12 protein-coding genes and 2 tRNA genes are annotated in these 17,085 nt (G+C 33.6%); 11 read left to right on the top strand and 3 right to left on the bottom strand.

Going from position 1 to position 17,085, the window contains the following annotated elements; translation table 11 throughout:
* Positions 1–16 precede the first annotated feature (16 nt).
* On the bottom strand, positions 17–1,159 hold the full coding sequence (locus GQR97_RS02270) for an acyl-CoA dehydrogenase (protein ID WP_158844751.1): 1,143 nt from the start codon (positions 1,157–1,159) through the stop codon (positions 17–19).
* 96 nt (positions 1,160–1,255) lie between these two features.
* Between GQR97_RS02270 and GQR97_RS02265 the strand changes: the two genes are divergently transcribed.
* From GQR97_RS02265 to GQR97_RS02220, 10 genes are all read left to right on the top strand, one after another.
* On the top strand, positions 1,256–2,311 hold the full coding sequence (locus GQR97_RS02265; protein WP_158844749.1) for an anhydro-N-acetylmuramic acid kinase: 1,056 nt from the start codon (positions 1,256–1,258) through the stop codon (positions 2,309–2,311).
* Between the two features lie 172 nt (positions 2,312–2,483).
* On the top strand, positions 2,484–3,710 hold the full coding sequence (locus GQR97_RS02260; protein WP_158851562.1) for a Glu/Leu/Phe/Val dehydrogenase dimerization domain-containing protein: 1,227 nt from the start codon (positions 2,484–2,486) through the stop codon (positions 3,708–3,710).
* Positions 3,711–3,733: 23 nt separating this feature from the next.
* A complete protein-coding gene (nhaD, locus tag GQR97_RS02255) occupies positions 3,734–5,170 on the top strand; it encodes a sodium:proton antiporter NhaD (protein ID WP_158844746.1) in 1,437 nt (478 codons plus the stop codon).
* A 176-nt stretch (positions 5,171–5,346) separates the two neighbouring features.
* Positions 5,347–6,048, top strand: a complete 702-nt coding sequence (locus GQR97_RS02250; protein WP_158844743.1) for a MotA/TolQ/ExbB proton channel family protein — start codon at positions 5,347–5,349, stop codon at positions 6,046–6,048.
* Position 6,049: 1 nt separating this feature from the next.
* A complete protein-coding gene (locus tag GQR97_RS02245) occupies positions 6,050–6,442 on the top strand; it encodes an ExbD/TolR family protein (RefSeq protein ID WP_158844740.1) in 393 nt (130 codons plus the stop codon).
* 37 nt (positions 6,443–6,479) lie between these two features.
* Positions 6,480–7,370: an energy transducer TonB gene (locus GQR97_RS02240; RefSeq protein ID WP_158844737.1), complete on the top strand. Its 891-nt coding sequence runs from the start codon at positions 6,480–6,482 to the stop codon at positions 7,368–7,370.
* Between the two features lie 3 nt (positions 7,371–7,373).
* Positions 7,374–8,591: a bifunctional folylpolyglutamate synthase/dihydrofolate synthase gene (locus GQR97_RS02235; protein ID WP_158844735.1), complete on the top strand. Its 1,218-nt coding sequence runs from the start codon at positions 7,374–7,376 to the stop codon at positions 8,589–8,591.
* A gap of 63 nt (positions 8,592–8,654) precedes the next feature.
* Positions 8,655–8,729, top strand: a tRNA-Val gene (locus GQR97_RS02230).
* Positions 8,730–8,801: 72 nt separating this feature from the next.
* Positions 8,802–8,876, top strand: a tRNA-Val gene (locus GQR97_RS02225).
* A 109-nt stretch (positions 8,877–8,985) separates the two neighbouring features.
* Positions 8,986–9,756, top strand: coding sequence for a LuxR C-terminal-related transcriptional regulator (locus tag GQR97_RS02220; RefSeq protein ID WP_158844732.1), 771 nt, complete (start codon positions 8,986–8,988; stop codon positions 9,754–9,756).
* Between the two features lie 136 nt (positions 9,757–9,892).
* Here the strand turns inward: GQR97_RS02220 and GQR97_RS02215 are convergent, their stop codons facing one another.
* Both GQR97_RS02215 and gldJ read right to left on the bottom strand, forming a co-directional pair.
* The gene (locus GQR97_RS02215; RefSeq protein WP_158844729.1) at positions 9,893–11,173 is read right to left on the bottom strand and encodes a UDP-N-acetylmuramoyl-tripeptide--D-alanyl-D-alanine ligase; all 1,281 of its coding nucleotides are present in this window, start codon (positions 11,171–11,173) and stop codon (positions 9,893–9,895) included.
* 83 nt (positions 11,174–11,256) lie between these two features.
* Positions 11,257–12,921 carry a gliding motility lipoprotein GldJ gene (gene gldJ / locus GQR97_RS02210; protein ID WP_199269903.1) on the bottom strand — a complete coding sequence of 555 codons (1,665 nt, stop codon included), beginning with the start codon at positions 12,919–12,921 and terminating at the stop codon, positions 11,257–11,259.
* 273 nt (positions 12,922–13,194) lie between these two features.
* On the opposite strand from gldJ, the gene porU reads away from it, so the two are divergent.
* Positions 13,195–17,073 carry a type IX secretion system sortase PorU gene (porU, locus tag GQR97_RS02205; protein WP_158844723.1) on the top strand — a complete coding sequence of 1,293 codons (3,879 nt, stop codon included), beginning with the start codon at positions 13,195–13,197 and terminating at the stop codon, positions 17,071–17,073.
* The last annotated feature ends 12 nt before the right edge of the window (positions 17,074–17,085 follow it).

Raw genomic sequence — 17,085 nt, 5'->3', positions numbered from 1 at the left:
TAATATTTCTAGGCATTTATTCCTTAATTAAACTTCTGGAAATAACGATTTTTTGTATTTCGGATGTGCCTTCGTAAATCTGTGTTATTTTGGCATCTCGCATTAAGCGTTCTACATGATAATCTTTTACAAAACCGTTACCGCCATGTATTTGTACGGCTTCTACGGTGTGCTCCATGGCAACTTTACTGGCGTATAATTTTGCCATAGCACTCGATTTATCGTAATTATTACCTTGGTCTTTATCCCAAGCGGCTTTCATTACAAGCATGCGAGCGGCTTCAATATCGGTGTACATATCGGCAAGTTTGAAGGCTATGGCTTGGTGGTTGCAAATCTCGGTTCCAAAAGCTTTACGCTGTTTAGAATATTTTAATGCAAGTTCGAAAGCGCCAGATGCAATACCTAAAGCTTGTGCAGCAATCCCAATTCTACCTCCAGAAAGTGTTTTCATTGCAAAGCGGAAACCAGATCCGTTAGTGCCAATGCGGTTTTCTTTCGGGACTTTTACGTCGTTAAATTGTAGAGTATGCGTGTCGCTTCCGCGGATACCAAGTTTATCTTCTTTTGGGCCAATATGGAAACCATCCATGCCTTTTTCTAATATAAAAGCATTAATACCATGAGAACCTTTATCGCGATCGGTTTGTGCTATTACAATGTAAACATCGGCACGGCCACCGTTTGTAATCCAGTTTTTTGTACCGTTAATAATATAGTGGTCGCCATGGTCTATGGCTGTCGTGCTTTGTGATGTGGCATCGCTACCAGCTTCGGGTTCGCTTAAACAAAATGCACCAACAAATTCGCCTGTTGCTAATTTTGTAAGATATTTTTCTTTTTGTTCGTCGTTACCATAAGCTTCTAGTCCGTAACAAACTAAGGAATTGTTTACCGAAACTATTACAGATGCCGAGGCGTCTACTTTAGATAGCTCTTCCATGATTAGAACATACGAAATGGCATCCATACCGCTTCCGCCGTATTTAGGATCGACCATAACACCTAAAAAGCCTAAATCACCCATTTTTTTAACTAAGGTGTTTGGGAATTCTTGTTTGTTATCGCGTTCAATTACGCCAGGAAGTAATTCGGTTTGAGCAAAATCGCGAGCGGCATCGCGTATCATAATATGTTCTTCTGAGAGTTTAAAATCCATAATTCGTAATTAAAGGGTGTTAATAATGTAAAAAATGTTTTCAAATATAGGTTTTTAGTGTGAATATTTCAATGGGTATTGTTATTTTTACATCCGATGGAAAAAAAAGAATATCATGTTGTTGGAGTGATGTCCGGCACATCTTTAGATGGAATAGATCTAGTTGAAGCCAAATTTGTTTTAGATGAAACTTGGCGTTTTGAAATTATTTGTGCCGAAACGGTTGGTTATCCTGATGTTTGGCATGAAGAACTAAAGGGTTTAGTATTACGCTCTTTAGATGAATTAAAAAAGATTGATGAAGATTATACGGTTTTTTTAGCTGAGGTTATTAAAACGTTTATCATAAAAAATAATATTAAAAATATCGATGCGGTTTGTTCTCATGGGCATACCGCGCTGCATCGACCAGAAAATAAATTAACCTATCAAATAGGGAATCAACCCATTTTAGCTAAACTTATAAATGAAACCGTGGTTTGCGATTTTAGAGTTGAGGATGTTGAGCTTGGCGGGCAAGGTGCTCCACTGGTACCTATTGGCGATCAGTTATTGTTTTCGGAATACGATTTTTGCTTGAACTTAGGTGGTTTTGCAAATATTTCTACCCAAATAAAAAATGAACGCATAGCTTATGATATTTGTCCTGTAAACATTGTTTTGAATAAATACGCTCGAAATTTAGGTTTGAATTATGACGATGGAGGACAAATTGCCGCATCGGGAGCGTACTTAATTCATTTAGGGAATCAACTCAATAAGTTGGATTTTTATGAAGAACAACCACCAAAATCGTTAGGATTAGAATGGGTGAATAAAAATATTTTCCCTTTAATTGAATCTTCTCACGCAAGTGATAAAGATGTTTTAAGAACATTCTCCGATCATATTGCAAAACAAATATCTAGGGTTATAAAACCAAAGGCTAAAGTCTTGGTTACTGGTGGAGGTGCTTATAACGATTATATAATTTCAAGAATTAAATCGAATATTCAAACGGAAATTATTATTCCAAATCATGACTTAGTAGAATTTAAAGAAGCTTTAATTTTTGCCTTTTTAGGTATCTTGAAATTGCGAAATGAAGTGAATTGCTTACAATCGGTTACGGGAGCGTCAAAAAATCATAGTTCTGGTAGAATTTATTCTTAAAAATAACGGAAATTTAATCTTACAAGGTTTTTAGTTTTTTATATTTGTTACTTACTATTAATAATTTAAAATTTTATATAAAATGAATCAACTTTAGCTGTAGAAATCGAAAATTACTCGTAAAGCTTTAGCTAAAAAAATCTATTTATTAAAATTTTGAATTATACAAATGATAAAAGCATTATTAAAAAAGTACGAAGATAAAGCACCCGAAATAGTATTTAATTGGAGAGACTCTGAAACCGAAGCAGAAGGTTGGGTTGTAATAAACTCTTTAAGAGGTGGTGCTGCAGGCGGAGGAACCCGTATGCGAAAAGGATTGGATATGAATGAGGTGTTATCTTTAGCAAAAACAATGGAAATCAAGTTTACGGTTTCTGGTCCTGCTATTGGTGGCGCTAAATCGGGGATTAATTTTGATCCAAAAGATCCAAGAAAAAAAGGTGTTCTAGAACGGTGGTATGCCGTTGTTTCTCCGTTACTTAAAAGTTATTATGGAACTGGCGGCGATTTAAATGTTGATGAAATTCACGAAGTGATTCCTATTACGGAGCAAAGTGGTGTTTGGCATCCGCAAGAAGGTGTTTTTAATGGGCATTTTAAACCAACAGAAGCAGATAAAATAAATAGAATTGGACAGTTAAGACAAGGTGTTATTAAGGTTATTGAAAATCCAGATTTTTCGCCAAGTGTATCGAGAAAATATACCATTGCCGATATGATTACTGGTTTTGGTGTTGCCGAAGCTGTAAAACAATATTACAATATTTATGGAGGCTCGGTAAAAGGAAAACGAGCTGTAATTCAGGGTTTTGGAAATGTTGGAGCTGCTGCTGCATTTTATTTGTCCCAAATGGGTGCAAAAGTGGTTGGAATTATCGATATTGCAGGTGGTTTAATTAATGAAGATGGTTTTTCTTTTGAAGAGATTACAAAATTGTTTTTAGCTAAAAAAGGTAATACTTTAGAAGCCGATAATTTAATACCATTTGAAACAATAAATCAAGACATTTGGAAGTTGCAAACTGAGATTTTTGCACCATGTGCAGCATCGCGACTTATCACTCAAAATCAAATTGATGAGATGATAAATAGTGGTTTGGAAGTTATCTCTTGTGGTGCTAATGTGCCATTTGCTGATAAGGAAATATTTTTTGGTTCTATTATGGAGCACACCGATAGCCGTGTGAGTTTAATACCAGATTTTATTTCAAACTGTGGTATGGCAAGAGTTTTCGCTTATTTTATGGAGCGTAAAGTACAAATGACAGATGAAGCTATTTTTAATGATACCTCCAATAAAATTAGAGAAGCATTAGAAAAAGTATATTTAAAAAATAAATCTAAAACCGAAATAAGCGCTACGGCTTTCGAGCTCGCGCTGAGTCAACTAATCTAAAAAAAATAAATTTAACATTTAATATGGAAGCAGCAATTATTTTAGTATTTGTTTTTGGCTATTTAGCCATAACAATGGAGCATAGTATAAAAATCGATAAATTAATACCCGCGCTAGTCATGATGGCTATTTGTTGGGCTTTAATAGCTTTAGGTCTAGATGACTTTTCTCAATGGTTCGATTCTGCAAACCATACATTAATGGAAAATTTTGGCGGGTTGCCTTTGCATGATGTATTAGATGCAAGTGGGCATGTTGTAACTTCTGGGAAAATGAGCTTAATGGAAGATACATTATTGCATCACTTAGGTAAAACTTGTGAGATATTAGTGTTTCTTTTGGGAGCAATGACTATCGTTGAAATTATAGATTATTTCGATGGATTTTCAACTATTAAAGATTTTATTAAAACAAAAAAGAAAAGTAAAATACTTTGGATATTTGCTATCCTAGCTTTCATTTTATCTGCAATCATTGATAACTTAACTGCTACAATCGTATTAATTTCAATACTTCAGAAAATTGTAAAAGATAGAAGTGTACGTATTTGGTATGCAGGTTTAATTATTATCGCTGCAAATGCTGGTGGTGCTTGGTCTCCAATTGGAGATGTAACAACTACTATGCTTTGGATTGGTAAAAAAGTAACAACAGGTCATTTAGTTGGTTACCTATTATTACCATCATTTTTATGTATGGCCGTTCCAACGTTTATCGCTTCATTTTTACCAGCATTTAAAGGTGATTTAGAAGTAGAACAAGTGGAAGAGAAACCAAAATCTAAATTTAGTGGTAAAATGCTGTACCTAGGTTTAGGTGCTATTGTTTTTGTACCAATCTTTAAAATGATTACACATTTACCTCCTTATGTTGGTATGATGTTATCTTTAGCTGTTGTTGCAATTTTTGCAGAAGTTTATAGTAATGCTAAATTTAGCATGACGGATCATGATTCTGAAGAAAGTGATGCAGCTGCACACCATAGCCCAGTACATCAATCATTATCTAAAATTGAGTTGCCAAGTATTTTATTTTTCTTAGGGATTTTAATGGCAGTTGCAGCTTTAGAGTCTTTAGGTATCTTATTCAACTTTGCTGGATCTTTACAGGAATCCATGCCAATGTTAGGAACTGAAATTCATGTAGGAGGTCACGAAGGTGTTTCCGATTTAGTAGTGTTGCTATTAGGTGTTGGATCGGCAGTAATAGACAATGTACCTTTAGTAGCGGCTAGTTTAGGTATGTTCCATGAGCCTTTAGATAATGAGCTTTGGCACTTTATAGCTTATTCTGCAGGAACAGGTGGTAGTATGTTAATTATTGGTTCTGCTGCAGGTGTTGTGGCTATGGGAATGGAGAAAATTGATTTCTTTTGGTACCTTAAAAAAATCGCTTGGTTAGCGTTAATTGGTTTCTTAGTTGGTGCTGGAGCCTTTATGTTTACAAGAACTTTATTTTAAAATATATTTATTTCGCTTTCGCTGAATAGTGGCATATATATTGATAATAATGTCATTTCTAGAATAAAGAATAAAGCGGATATTGAAGGTTTTTATATTTTATTTAAAATAGTATGAATAGAACCATAATTTAATATAAATATTGACGTTATAGTGTTGCAATAAATTAAGATTATATGCTAAATATATTATTACAAAATGCACAAGAAGGTGCAGAAGTATTATCAGAAGGAGAACCAGTTGAAAAAACACTCTCCATAATAGAATTAATTAGTAGTGGAGGGCTCGCAGGACAAATTATTATCGCTATTCTATTTTTATTATTGGTAGCTGCCATTTACATTTATTTCGAACGTTTGTTTGCTATTAAGGCGGCATCGCAAGTAGATGCTAACTTTATGAATCAAATAAAAGATCATGTAAGTAATGGTAAAATAGAATCGGCACAAGCGCTTTGTACTCAATTAAACTCTCCAGTTTCTCGTTTAATAGGAAAAGGAATATCTAGAATAGGGAAGCCATTAGCCGATATTAATACCGCTATAGAAAATGCAGGACGTTTAGAAATTTACGGACTCGAAAAAAACGTAAGTGTTTTAGCTACTATTTCTGGAGCAGCACCAATGATTGGTTTTTTAGGAACGGTTGTTGGGATGATTTTGGCAATTTTTGAACTAGCAAATGCTGGAGGAAGTATCCAAATGGATGTATTGGCAAGCGGACTCTACACAGCTATGACAACTACTGTTGCAGGTTTAATTGTTGGTATTGTGGCTTACGTAACGTACAATCATTTAGTGGTTCGTACAGATAAAGTGGTATATCAAATGGAGGCGACTTCTTTAGAGTTTTTAGACCACTTAAACGAACCTTCTTAATATGAATTTTAGAGGAAGAAATAAAGTTTCGCCAGAATTCAATATGTCGTCGATGACGGATATTGTGTTTCTGCTACTTATCTTTTTTATGATTGCTTCTACCTTGGTTACTACAAGTGCTATTGATATTTTATTACCAAAAGCTAGTGGGAAAACCGAGAATAAAAAGTCTATAGCAGTTAGTATTAAAAAAGATTTGACCTACTATATAGATCAAAAAAGGGTTGGAGAAAGCGTATTAGAAAATGAATTGATAACTTCTTTATCAAACAAAGAGAAACCTACAATTGTACTTAGAGCCGAGAAGTCTGTTCCTGTAGAAAATGTTGTAAAGGTTATGGATATTGCCAATAGAAATAAATTCAAAGTCATTTTAGCGGTTCAGCCTAATTGATAGGAAACCCTTCTAGGCTTAAAGTACTGAGCTTGTTATGAGATACTTCAAAACCAAACACGAAAAAGATTCAGCAAAAATAACCACTTTAATTATGGTTATTCTTTTGTTGTTGCTTTTTGTTGTTGGTCCGCCTTATATGGATCCTCCAGAGGAATACGGTGTTGCTGTAAATTTTGGAACTACAGATTTTGGTAAAGGAGATGTACAACCTAAAGCACCTATAAAATCTGAACCTCGTGAGGTAGAAGAGATTCCTCAGCCAGTAGAAGAAACGATACAAAAAGAAGCTGAGGCGGCAAAACCTACAGAAACAAAAGAAGAGGTTTTAACAGCAGATAATGCTGAAGAAATTGCGATAAAAAAGCAAAAAGCAATCGAAGAGGCTAAATCTAAAGCAGAAGCGAAAGTAAAGGCAGATGCTAAGGCTAAAGCCGAAGCAAAAGCTAAAGCGGAAGTAGAGAAAGTCGCTAAAGAAAAACGCGAGCAAGAAGAAAAGAAAAGAAAATTAGATGCTTTAATTGGAGGTGTTAGTAAATCTGAAGGAACAGAATCTGGAGGAGAAGGCAACGACAATAAAGCGGGAGATAAGGGGCAATTAGATGGTAACCCATATGCGCCAAGTTATTTTGGTTCGGGCTCTGGAAGTGGTGGTGTTGGTTATGGGCTTAATGGTCGTGGGCGTGCATCATTTAATACAGTAAAACAAGATTGTAACGAATCGGGATTAGTGATTGTTAAAATTGTTGTAAACCAAAGTGGGAACGTAGTGGAAGCTGAGCCTGGAGTGAAAGGAACAACAAATACGTCGCAATGCTTGTTAGAGCCAGCAAAAAAAATAGCACTTTCTCATAAGTGGCCAGCAGATTCTAAAGCACCCGCAAAACAAATTGGTTTTGTAAAAGTAAACTTCAAATTGGGGCAATAACATATGAGGTATAACGATACTTTAGATTGGATGTTTTCGCAACTGCCAATGTATCAAAGGCAGGGTAAATCGGCTTATAAAGTAGATTTAAGTAATACAGCTTTACTTATAAATCATTTAGATAACCCGCATAAACATTTTAAAACTATTCATGTTGCCGGAACGAATGGAAAAGGTTCTTCTAGCCACATGTTAGCATCTATTTTACAAGAAGCTGGCTATAAAGTAGGATTATATACTTCCCCACATTTAAAAGACTTTAGAGAGCGTATTAAGATTAATGGTGAAGAAGTTAGTAAACAATTTGTAACTGGTTTTATAGAACGAAATAAGTTGTTTTTTGAAGCAAATCAATTATCATTTTTTGAAATGACTGTTGGTATGGCTTTCGAGTATTTCTCTCAAGAAAAAGTTGATATTGCAGTTATTGAAGTTGGTTTAGGAGGTCGATTAGATTCTACAAATATTATTTCACCCGAAGTTTCTGTAATAACAAATATAGGTTTAGATCATACTCAGTTTTTAGGTAATACTTTAGAATTAATTGCTTTTGAAAAAGGAGGAATTATAAAGACTAAGATTCCCGTTGTGATTGGAGAAACCCAAAAGGAAACCAAACCAGTATTTGTTGATTTAGCAACTAAGAATAATTCTGAAATTATTTTTGCCGATCAGCAAGATTTAAATGTTTATGAATCTGATTTAAAAGGTGATTATCAAGCTAAAAATATTCAAACCGTTGTTACTGCAATAAAAATTCTTCAAAAGAAAAGTTATAGTATTTCATCAAGAGATATAAAAAAAGGATTGTTGAATGTTATAAGGAATACGGGTTTATTAGGACGCTGGCAAGTTTTAAATGAAAACCCGAAGGTAGTTTGCGATACGGGCCATAACCGAGAAGGATTGATTTATGTAATGAAACAGCTTTCAAATGAAGTTTACAATAATCTTCATATTGTTTTTGGTGTTGTAAATGATAAGGATTTATCTTCAATAATTGATTTGTTACCCAAAAAGGCCGAATATTACTTCTGTAAACCAAATATTTCTCGAGGATTAGCTGCGGACGAATTAAAAGAGGTGTTTAATGCACATAATTTAAAAGGTGAGAGCTATAATTCTGTAAATGAAGCTTATAATATAGCACTTGAAAAAGCTAATGCTGATGATTTTATATTTATAGGAGGGAGTACTTTTGTTGTTGCAGAAATAATTTAAATTTTTCAAAAAAAGTCTTTGTAAAGTCAAAAAGTCGTGTATCTTTGCACCTCCTAATAATTAGGGCGCGTAGCTCAGTTGGTTCAGAGCACTTGGTTTACACCCAAGGGGTCAGGGGTTCGAATCCCTTCGCGCCCACAAAAGTTTAAGATTTCATCTTAGACTTTTTTTGTACAAAAAAAGGAGTTGTAATACTCTTTAAAATTATTGGGGCGCGTAGCTCAGTTGGTTCAGAGCACTTGGTTTACACCCAAGGGGTCAGGGGTTCGAATCCCTTCGCGCCCACAGAATTTTAACCTAAGATGAAAGTCTTGGGTTTTTTTATGTCAAAAAATTATCAAATTTTTTAAAAGCTATAATATTTTTACTATTTTAGGATAACTAATTGGCTCTTATGACTAGACTTGACATTAAAGAGACTTATAAGGAAATATTCAAATCTCACGATAATCCATCTCTCAAAAAGCATATCGAGAAATTTATTGAGTTGGATACTTATTTGCCTTATAGTTCAACATTTTTTTGCGTTACCAATACTCAAGATCTAGCTTTTGAGTATATAAGTAAAAATATGACCGCTTGTTTAGGGTTGGATAAAACGGAATTAAAAGCGCTTGGTATGCGTAATTTTTGGAGTAGAATGCATCCGTTAGATTTAGAGCAGTGGCTTCAAGCTTTAAACGAATTAATGAGTTTTACCTTAGCTGAAATTTCTTTAGAAAATAGGAATCGAATGAGTTATACCTGGAATTATCGTTTAAAAAATTCTAAGGACGAATATGTAAACGTTATTCAAAATACGACACCCTTAGAGTTTGATAGTGATAATAAGCCTATTATTGGTTTAGCACATTATACGGTTTTGCCGGCTCAAATGGAAATGCATGTTTGTGCTTCTGCAAAGTTGTTAAATGAAAAGAATGAATATGAAACTGTTTACTTTAGCAATTTTTCGCATAAATTATTGAAAGGAGGTATTAGTAATCGAGAACGTGATATTATTCGACTTTTAGTGTTAAATAAATCTAGTAAAGAAATAGGAACTAGCTTAAGTATTAGTTCTAATACGGTTGATACACACCGAAGAAACATCTTAAAGAAGTTAAACATCTCGTCGACAGGAGAGTTAATAGGGATGCTTAAAATGAATAGAACTTTACTTTAAATTACTTAATTTTAAAAATACTCAATTTGAGTATTGTGGGAACCTCTTAAAAATAAGATCTTTACAGTGCTATTAATTAGTTCTTAGGGAGAATTATTTAAACAGAGGTGCTTAGTTTTTTAACTAGGCACTTTTTTTATGCTTTATTTAAAAGCCGTTCTAATGCCATACCTCTCGATCCTTTTATTAATAAAATAGAATCTTCTATTTCTGAAATATTGAAAGCATCTTCTAAATCGGAAAAGTTTTTATATTTTTTTAGTTTTTCTGACGGAGTATTAGTTTTATGAAAATTTTCTCCAACAAGAATTATATTTTGTATCTGTAATGAAATAGCTAAATCTGCAATGTTTTGATGCTCTGTTTTGGCTTCTTTTCCAAGTTCGAACATATCACCTAAAATCGCTATTTTGTTTCCGCTCTGTTTCTCAAAATTTAAAAGAGCAGCATGCATACTCGTTGGGTTTGCATTGTAAGCATCGAGAATTATTTTATTACTTGCTTTTTCTATAATTTGTGAGCGATTATTAGTAGGAGTGTAGTTTTCTATAGCTGTTTTAATATGTGCTACGTTTACTTTAAAGTACTGACCTATAGTAATAGCAGCTGCAATATTGTTAAAGTTATAGTCCCCAATTAATTGGCTTTTGATTTCTTTATCTTTAAATTCACAAGAAACAAAAGGTTGGGCTTCAATAAAATTAATTTCAGCATTAGAGTTTGAATTTTTATTTCCGAAGGTAAAACGTATCGCGCTTTCTGTTTTTTGTACTTGTATTTTATCATTTGAGTTAACGAAAATCGTTTTGTTATTGGTAATTAGAAAATCGTACATTTCACTTTTCCCTTTAATTACGCCTTCAACACTTCCGAAGCCTTCTAAGTGGGCTTTACCAAAGTTTGTAATATATCCAAAGTCAGGTTTTGCAATATTGCATAAAAATTCAATTTCCTTTTGATGATTTGCGCCCATTTCTACGATACCAATTTCTGTACTTTGGTTCATTGATAGTAGGGTAAGTGGCACACCAATATGGTTGTTCAAATTCCCTATAGTGGCGGTGGTTTTAAATTTTTTCGACAATACAGAATTTATAAGTTCCTTAGTAGTCGTTTTTCCGTTACTTCCTGTTAAAGCTATAATAGGAAGTTTTAAATATTCCCTGTGGAAAGTTGCTAGGGATTGTAAAGTTTCCAGAACATTATCAACTAAAATTGTTTTATCTGAAATTTGATATTCTACTTCGTCGATGATAGCTAATTTAGCCCCGGCTTCTATAGCTTTTTGAGCATAGATGTTCCCATTAAAGTTTTCGCCCTTTAAGGCAAAGAACATGGCGTTATTTTCAATTTTTCTAGTATCTGTTGATACAGCTTCACATTCTAAAAATAGTTTGTGTAATTGTTCTGTTTTCAAAACTTATAATTTTAAAATAAATGTATAAAAAAAGTCCTAACAAATTGCTAGGACTTTCTATATTTATTAACGATTAAACTGTTTTAGTTTTTCGTTTTATTTGCTCCTTTACTTTTAGAACCAACACGAGACATTGCACATCTAAATCCAATATAATCTGTTGCCATATCTTGTGGGAAGTAGCGACGTTGCGCAGGATCTAACCAGTATTCTCTATCTTTCCAAGAACCACCTTTATAAACACGAACTTCATCATTAATTAAAGATGTTCTAGTGTTTGATTTATCGTATTCTCTAACAATGTTTCCTAACGAATCTTTACTGATATTATGTTTAGGAGAGTTATACATTTCGCTAGATTTTCCAGAATCTTCATCTTCATCTCCGAAGCTTTCAAACTTTCTTGATGAACGCTTGTCCCCATCTCTAAAGTTAATCTCGTTACTTTTATCAAAATTAGTTCTTTGGAACGTTTCATTTTCATCTACAGGAACTTGTAAAATTTCACCAGGTAAGTTTCTAGCAATAATTTTTCCGTTAGATAAAGTATCGTAAACAATTTCATCTGAAGTAATAACTTTTACAGAACCATCTTCGTTAATTGCGTTTTTAGTATAAACGTTACCACGATAGTAGTTAAAGTCATTAAACTCATCATCAATAATAGGTCTGTAAACATCGGCAACCCATTCAGCAACATTACCAGCCATATCGTATAAACCAAAATCGTTTGGCGCATAAGATTTAACAGCGTTTGTAATATCGGCACCATCGTCTGACCATCCTGCAATTCCACCATAATCACCTTTACCTTGTTTAAAGTTGGCCATTTGGTCTCCTCTTATTTTTCGTTTTCCTGAACGTGTGTATTGTCCATCCCATGGGTATTTTTTACGTCCTCTGTAAAGGTTGTAACTTCTAATTTCGCTTAAACCTAAAGCAGCATATTCCCACTCAGTTTCAGTTGGTAGTCTGTATTTTGGTACTAAAACACCTGTTTCTCTACTTGCATAAATACCAGATTCGTTTCCTTCTGCATCTACAGTAATATTTCTATTTGTTCTAGAGTCAACAGGTTCACCTGTATCCATAGAACTAGGATCAATAGTATATCTATTTGTGTTGAATGCAGTATCGGGATCGTTATCGGTATAGTCTATTTCGCGATATCCTGCTTTGCTTAAATTTAATTCGTTAACACGATCCGTTCTCCAGTTTGAAAATTCAACAGCTTGAATCCAGCTAACACCAACTACTGGATATTCACCATAAGCTGGGTGACGGAGGTAATTCTCTGTCATAACTTCATTGTATCCTAAACGATTTCTCCAAACTAAAGTATCTGGCAAAGCACCATTATAAATAGCTTTAAAATTTTCTTCAGAAGGTGGGTAACGATGCTTTAAATAATCTAGGTATTCTAAATACATGGCATTCGTAACCTCTGTTTCATCCATGTAAAAAGACATAACGTGCTGTTGGTTAGGGCTATTGTTCCAGTCGTGCATAACATCGTCTTGCACACGACCTTTGGTAAATGTTCCACCTTCAACAAATACAAGTCCAGGAGATGTTTCCTGTTCTTTAAAATCTGTATTATATTGAAAACCACCATCTCTATCGTTAATGTTCCATCCAGTTGCTCTAGAGCTATTTTTAGAACTCGAAGATTTTTTACAACTTGTTGACACTACGGTTAGCGCCAAAATTAATAAAATCTTGATTGTCACTACTTTTCTCATATTCATACTTTTAAGTAAGCTAATAATATTTTTGGAGCTGCAATATAAGAATTAAACCTTACACACCAAGCTATTTTTTACATTTTAACCAAAAAAAGAGGTGTTTTATCCTGTTTTTCATGCATTACATCGATGTTTTCGAGTGAATTCTGCCCTTCTTTTCAATGGATTGTGTTCTATAAACGGATGTTTTGCTAATTTATTATTGTATTTTTGGGGTTGTTTTAAAAATTATTACATTTTTAATACTAACTTTAAGCTTAACACGTTAATTTAACGATGAAAAAGAATTTATTCCTTATTGTATTATTGGTTTCTATTACTGTATTCTCGCAGCAAAAGAAGTTTTCTCTCGATTGGCAAGCGTCTCAAACAATTTCAGCAGGTACTTATTCTATTCAAATCCCTTTTTTTAATAATGATCTCTGTGATTTCAATTTTGATTCCGGACTTCAGTTTGTATCGCAATGGGGTGTTTCTTCTTCAGTTAATGAATCATCAGTATCTATATCTCAAATTAGTTATGCCAATATTTCTTTAGCCGAGTTAAAAGATTTGCCTAAAGATGAAATTCCTAATAAATTAGTATACAGTTTAAAAAATTCTATAGCTAGAGGCAAGCAATATGCAATGCTTCAGTTATCACCTATTATTAATGATAATGGTGTTTATAAAAAAGTAACTCAATTTCAAGTTAATTATAGCAACGGAGCTTCAAGACGAGGGGTCTCCTCTAATAAAGTCTCAAGAACGAAGGTTATTTCAAATTCAGTTTTAGAAAAGGGGGAATGGTTTCGTTTTTTTGTTGATACAACTGGCGTTTTTAAGTTGTCAAAGTCATTTTTAAAACGTTTAGGAGTAAATGTTAATAATATAGATCCAAGAACTATTAGGGTTTTTGGTAATGGAGGACGCATGATTCCTTTTTCTAATAGTGAAGATTATCCTTTTGATGTTGCCGAAAATGCAGTTAAATTTATTGGTGAAGAAGATGGTGTTTTTAACGATTCAGATTATATGTTGTTTTATGGGCAAGGTCCTAAGCAGTATAATGTAGAAAGTAATACTAATATAAACTGTTATACAGATAAAACGTATTATTATATAAATACGGGGTCGGGTCTTGGAAAGCGGATATCGACATTTACACAACCGGAAGGTCCTATAGATTTAGAAATAAATACATTTCAAGATTATAAGTTTCATGAGTTGGATAATGAAAATATAGCTTTACTTGGACGTCGTTGGTTTGGTGATCGATTTGATGTGGAACCTGTAAAGAATTTTAAATTCGAATTTCCGGATATTATAACATCGGTTCCAATAACTTTAAAGGTTTATGTAGCTGCTATTTCATCGGCTTCCACTACAATGTCGGTTTCTGTAAATAGTAGTAAGATTGGAGATTTACAAATAGCAGGAGCTAAAACGCCAACAATAGGAAATCATAATTCTTATATTAGTAATATTACAGTAAACTCGGCGGAAGTTGATGTGGAATTAAGTTATGATAATCAGGGAGATCCAAGTGCTTTGGGGTATTTAGATTATGTTTCTCTAGAAGCTACTAGAGCATTGAAGTTTATAGACTCGCAATTTCAATTTAGAAATAAGGAAGTAGAATCTGCGTCGGGAATTGGACGATATACAATTACAAATGCATCAAAAGTTTCCGAAGTTTGGGATATAAGCGATATTTATAATGTAACTAATTTTGAAAATGATGAAGATGAAGAGAGTTTAACTTTTACGTCTAATTTAGGTGTTTTAAAAACATATGTGGCGTTAACATCATCAAATTATTTTGAACCAAAATTTGATGGAAAAACAACGATAAGTAATCAAAATATAAAAGGGACTATCTTTTTGAACGACCAAAACGAGTTTCAAGATATTGATTATGTAATTATCTCGCCAGATAATATGTTGAGTCAAGCCAATCGACTTGCTCAAATTAATAAAGAACAATATAACTTGAATGTAAAGGTTTTAGGGTTAACCGAAATTTATAATGAATTTAGTACCGGAAACCAAGATATAGGAGCGATTAGAAACTTAGTTAAATATGTTTATGATAACGCAAGTTCTCCGGAAAATAGAATTAAGTACTTGTGTTTAATTGGAGATGGGTCTTTTGATTATAAAGACCGAATACCAAATAACACCAATGTTATGCCATCTTGGTATTCTTATGAAAGCCTAAACCTTACGAATTCGTTTGTTTCTGATGATTTCTATGGTATGATGGACGATAATGAAGGAACAATGGCTACTAGTGATAAATTAGATATTGCCGTGGGGCGTATACTTGCTGATACTCCTGATAGAGCTCAGCAAATGATAGATAAAATAGAATCATATTACATAAAAGAAGCCTACGGTACTTGGAGAAATAATGTGGTTGTGATATCTGATGATGTTGATCAAGATTGGGAAGGTATATTGGAAGAAACAACAGATAATGTTGGGAATTTAATTACTCAAGATAAACCTTTTTTGAATGTTACAAAAATACATTCTGATGCCTATAAACAAGAAACAACGGCAGGAGGAAATAGATATCCAAAAGTTACAACTGAAATTGTGGATGCTATTGATAAAGGAGCCTTGGTTGTTAATTATTTTGGTCACGGAGGAGAAGATGGAATAGCACAAGAGCGCTTGCTAACGCATAATGATATTAAGGAGTTTCGTAATTTTGGGAAATTAAATTGTTTTGTAACAGTAACCTGTGAGTATACTAAATTTGATAATCCATATAAAGAAACTGCAGGCGAAGTAACCTATTGGAATGAAGAATCTGGAGCCATTGGCTTAATTTCTACTACCCGACAAATCTTTGTTTCGTTTGCCATAAATTTCAATAATAATTTAGGTCAGTATTTGTTCTCTTATGCTGATGACGATACTTATGAGGATTATGAGTATCCAACAATGGCTGAAGCATTAAGGCTTACAAAAAATAATTCAGTAATTTCAAACTCTAGTCAAAGGCGTTTGGTATTTTTTATTGGAGATCCTGCAATGAAACTTGCTTTTGCTGAACCTAATATAAAACTAACAAAAGTTAACGACGTGCCATTAGACGAAGTGACCGATACTTTAAAAGCTTTAAGTTATGTGAAATTAGCCGGTGAAGTTACCGATTTGTCTGGGAATTTATTAAGTAGTTACAACGGAACAGTATCTACAACAATTTATGATAAAAATATAGAAAGGGAAACCTTAGCAAACGACGGAACTAGACTAAATGGGGAACTTGTGAAATTAAATTTTACGACATTAGGAGAAATTATTTTTAGAGGACAAGCTTCCGTTAAAAATGGTGAATTTGAATTCGATTTTATTGTACCAAAAGATGTTGGTATTCCGGTAGGAGTTGGTAAAATTAGTTTTTACTCTAAAGATGACACATTAGAAAGTAACCAAGCAGGTGCAAGTGTTGGAACTGTTAAAATAGGAGGGCTAAATGAAGATGCACCAGTTGATAATACCGGCCCAGTAATTTCATTATATATGAATGATGAAAATTTTGTAACAGGCGGCATTACCAACGAATCTCCAACTCTATTGGCGCTCATGGAAGATGAAAATGGGATTAACACAGCTAGTGGTGTAGGGCATGATATTGTTGCTATACTTGATGGAGATGAAACGAATCCAGTAGTTTTAAACGATTACTACCAAACAGGAGTCGACGATTATAAAACAGGGGTTTTAAGCTATCCATTTAGAGATTTAGAGCCAGGTTTACATACGTTAACACTTAAAGCTTGGGATGTTTACAATAATTCGGCAATTTCGGAAATACAATTTATAGTTTACGATAAAGACCAAGTATTGGTTATTAATAATGTACTCAATTATCCTAATCCGTTTGTGAATTACACCGAATTTTGGTTCAATCACAATAGTTCGGACGCTTTAGACGTTTCTATACAAGTATTCACTGTTTCAGGGAAGTTAGTTAGAACGTTAAACGGGCAAACGACAACAGGTTTTAATGTTACAAGTTCGCTCTCAAGAGATATAGTTTGGGATGGTCGGGACGATTTTGGTGATAAAATCGGTAAAGGTGTTTATATTTACAAACTAAAAGTGCATTCTAATCTGCTAAACAAAACAGTAGAAAAAATTGAAAAACTAGTAATTTTATAAAATAAAATATAT

This window comes from Algibacter sp. L1A34, assembly GCF_009796805.1.
Taxonomy (GTDB): domain Bacteria; phylum Bacteroidota; class Bacteroidia; order Flavobacteriales; family Flavobacteriaceae; genus Algibacter.
This window is presented reverse-complemented; position numbering and strand designations above follow the sequence as displayed.

Coding starts and splice junctions, on each gene's coding strand:
- GQR97_RS02270 (WP_158844751.1), bottom strand. CDS start 1,159: ATGGATTTTAAACTCTCAGAAGAACATATTATGATACGCGATGCCGCT.
- GQR97_RS02265 (WP_158844749.1), top strand. CDS start 1,256: ATGGAAAAAAAAGAATATCATGTTGTTGGAGTGATGTCCGGCACATCT.
- nhaD (WP_158844746.1), top strand. CDS start 3,734: ATGGAAGCAGCAATTATTTTAGTATTTGTTTTTGGCTATTTAGCCATA.
- GQR97_RS02250 (WP_158844743.1), top strand. CDS start 5,347: ATGCTAAATATATTATTACAAAATGCACAAGAAGGTGCAGAAGTATTA.
- GQR97_RS02245 (WP_158844740.1), top strand. CDS start 6,050: ATGAATTTTAGAGGAAGAAATAAAGTTTCGCCAGAATTCAATATGTCG.
- GQR97_RS02240 (WP_158844737.1), top strand. CDS start 6,480: ATGAGATACTTCAAAACCAAACACGAAAAAGATTCAGCAAAAATAACC.
- GQR97_RS02235 (WP_158844735.1), top strand. CDS start 7,374: ATGAGGTATAACGATACTTTAGATTGGATGTTTTCGCAACTGCCAATG.
- GQR97_RS02220 (WP_158844732.1), top strand. CDS start 8,986: ATGACTAGACTTGACATTAAAGAGACTTATAAGGAAATATTCAAATCT.
- gldJ (WP_199269903.1), bottom strand. CDS start 12,921: ATGAATATGAGAAAAGTAGTGACAATCAAGATTTTATTAATTTTGGCG.
- porU (WP_158844723.1), top strand. CDS start 13,195: ATGAAAAAGAATTTATTCCTTATTGTATTATTGGTTTCTATTACTGTA.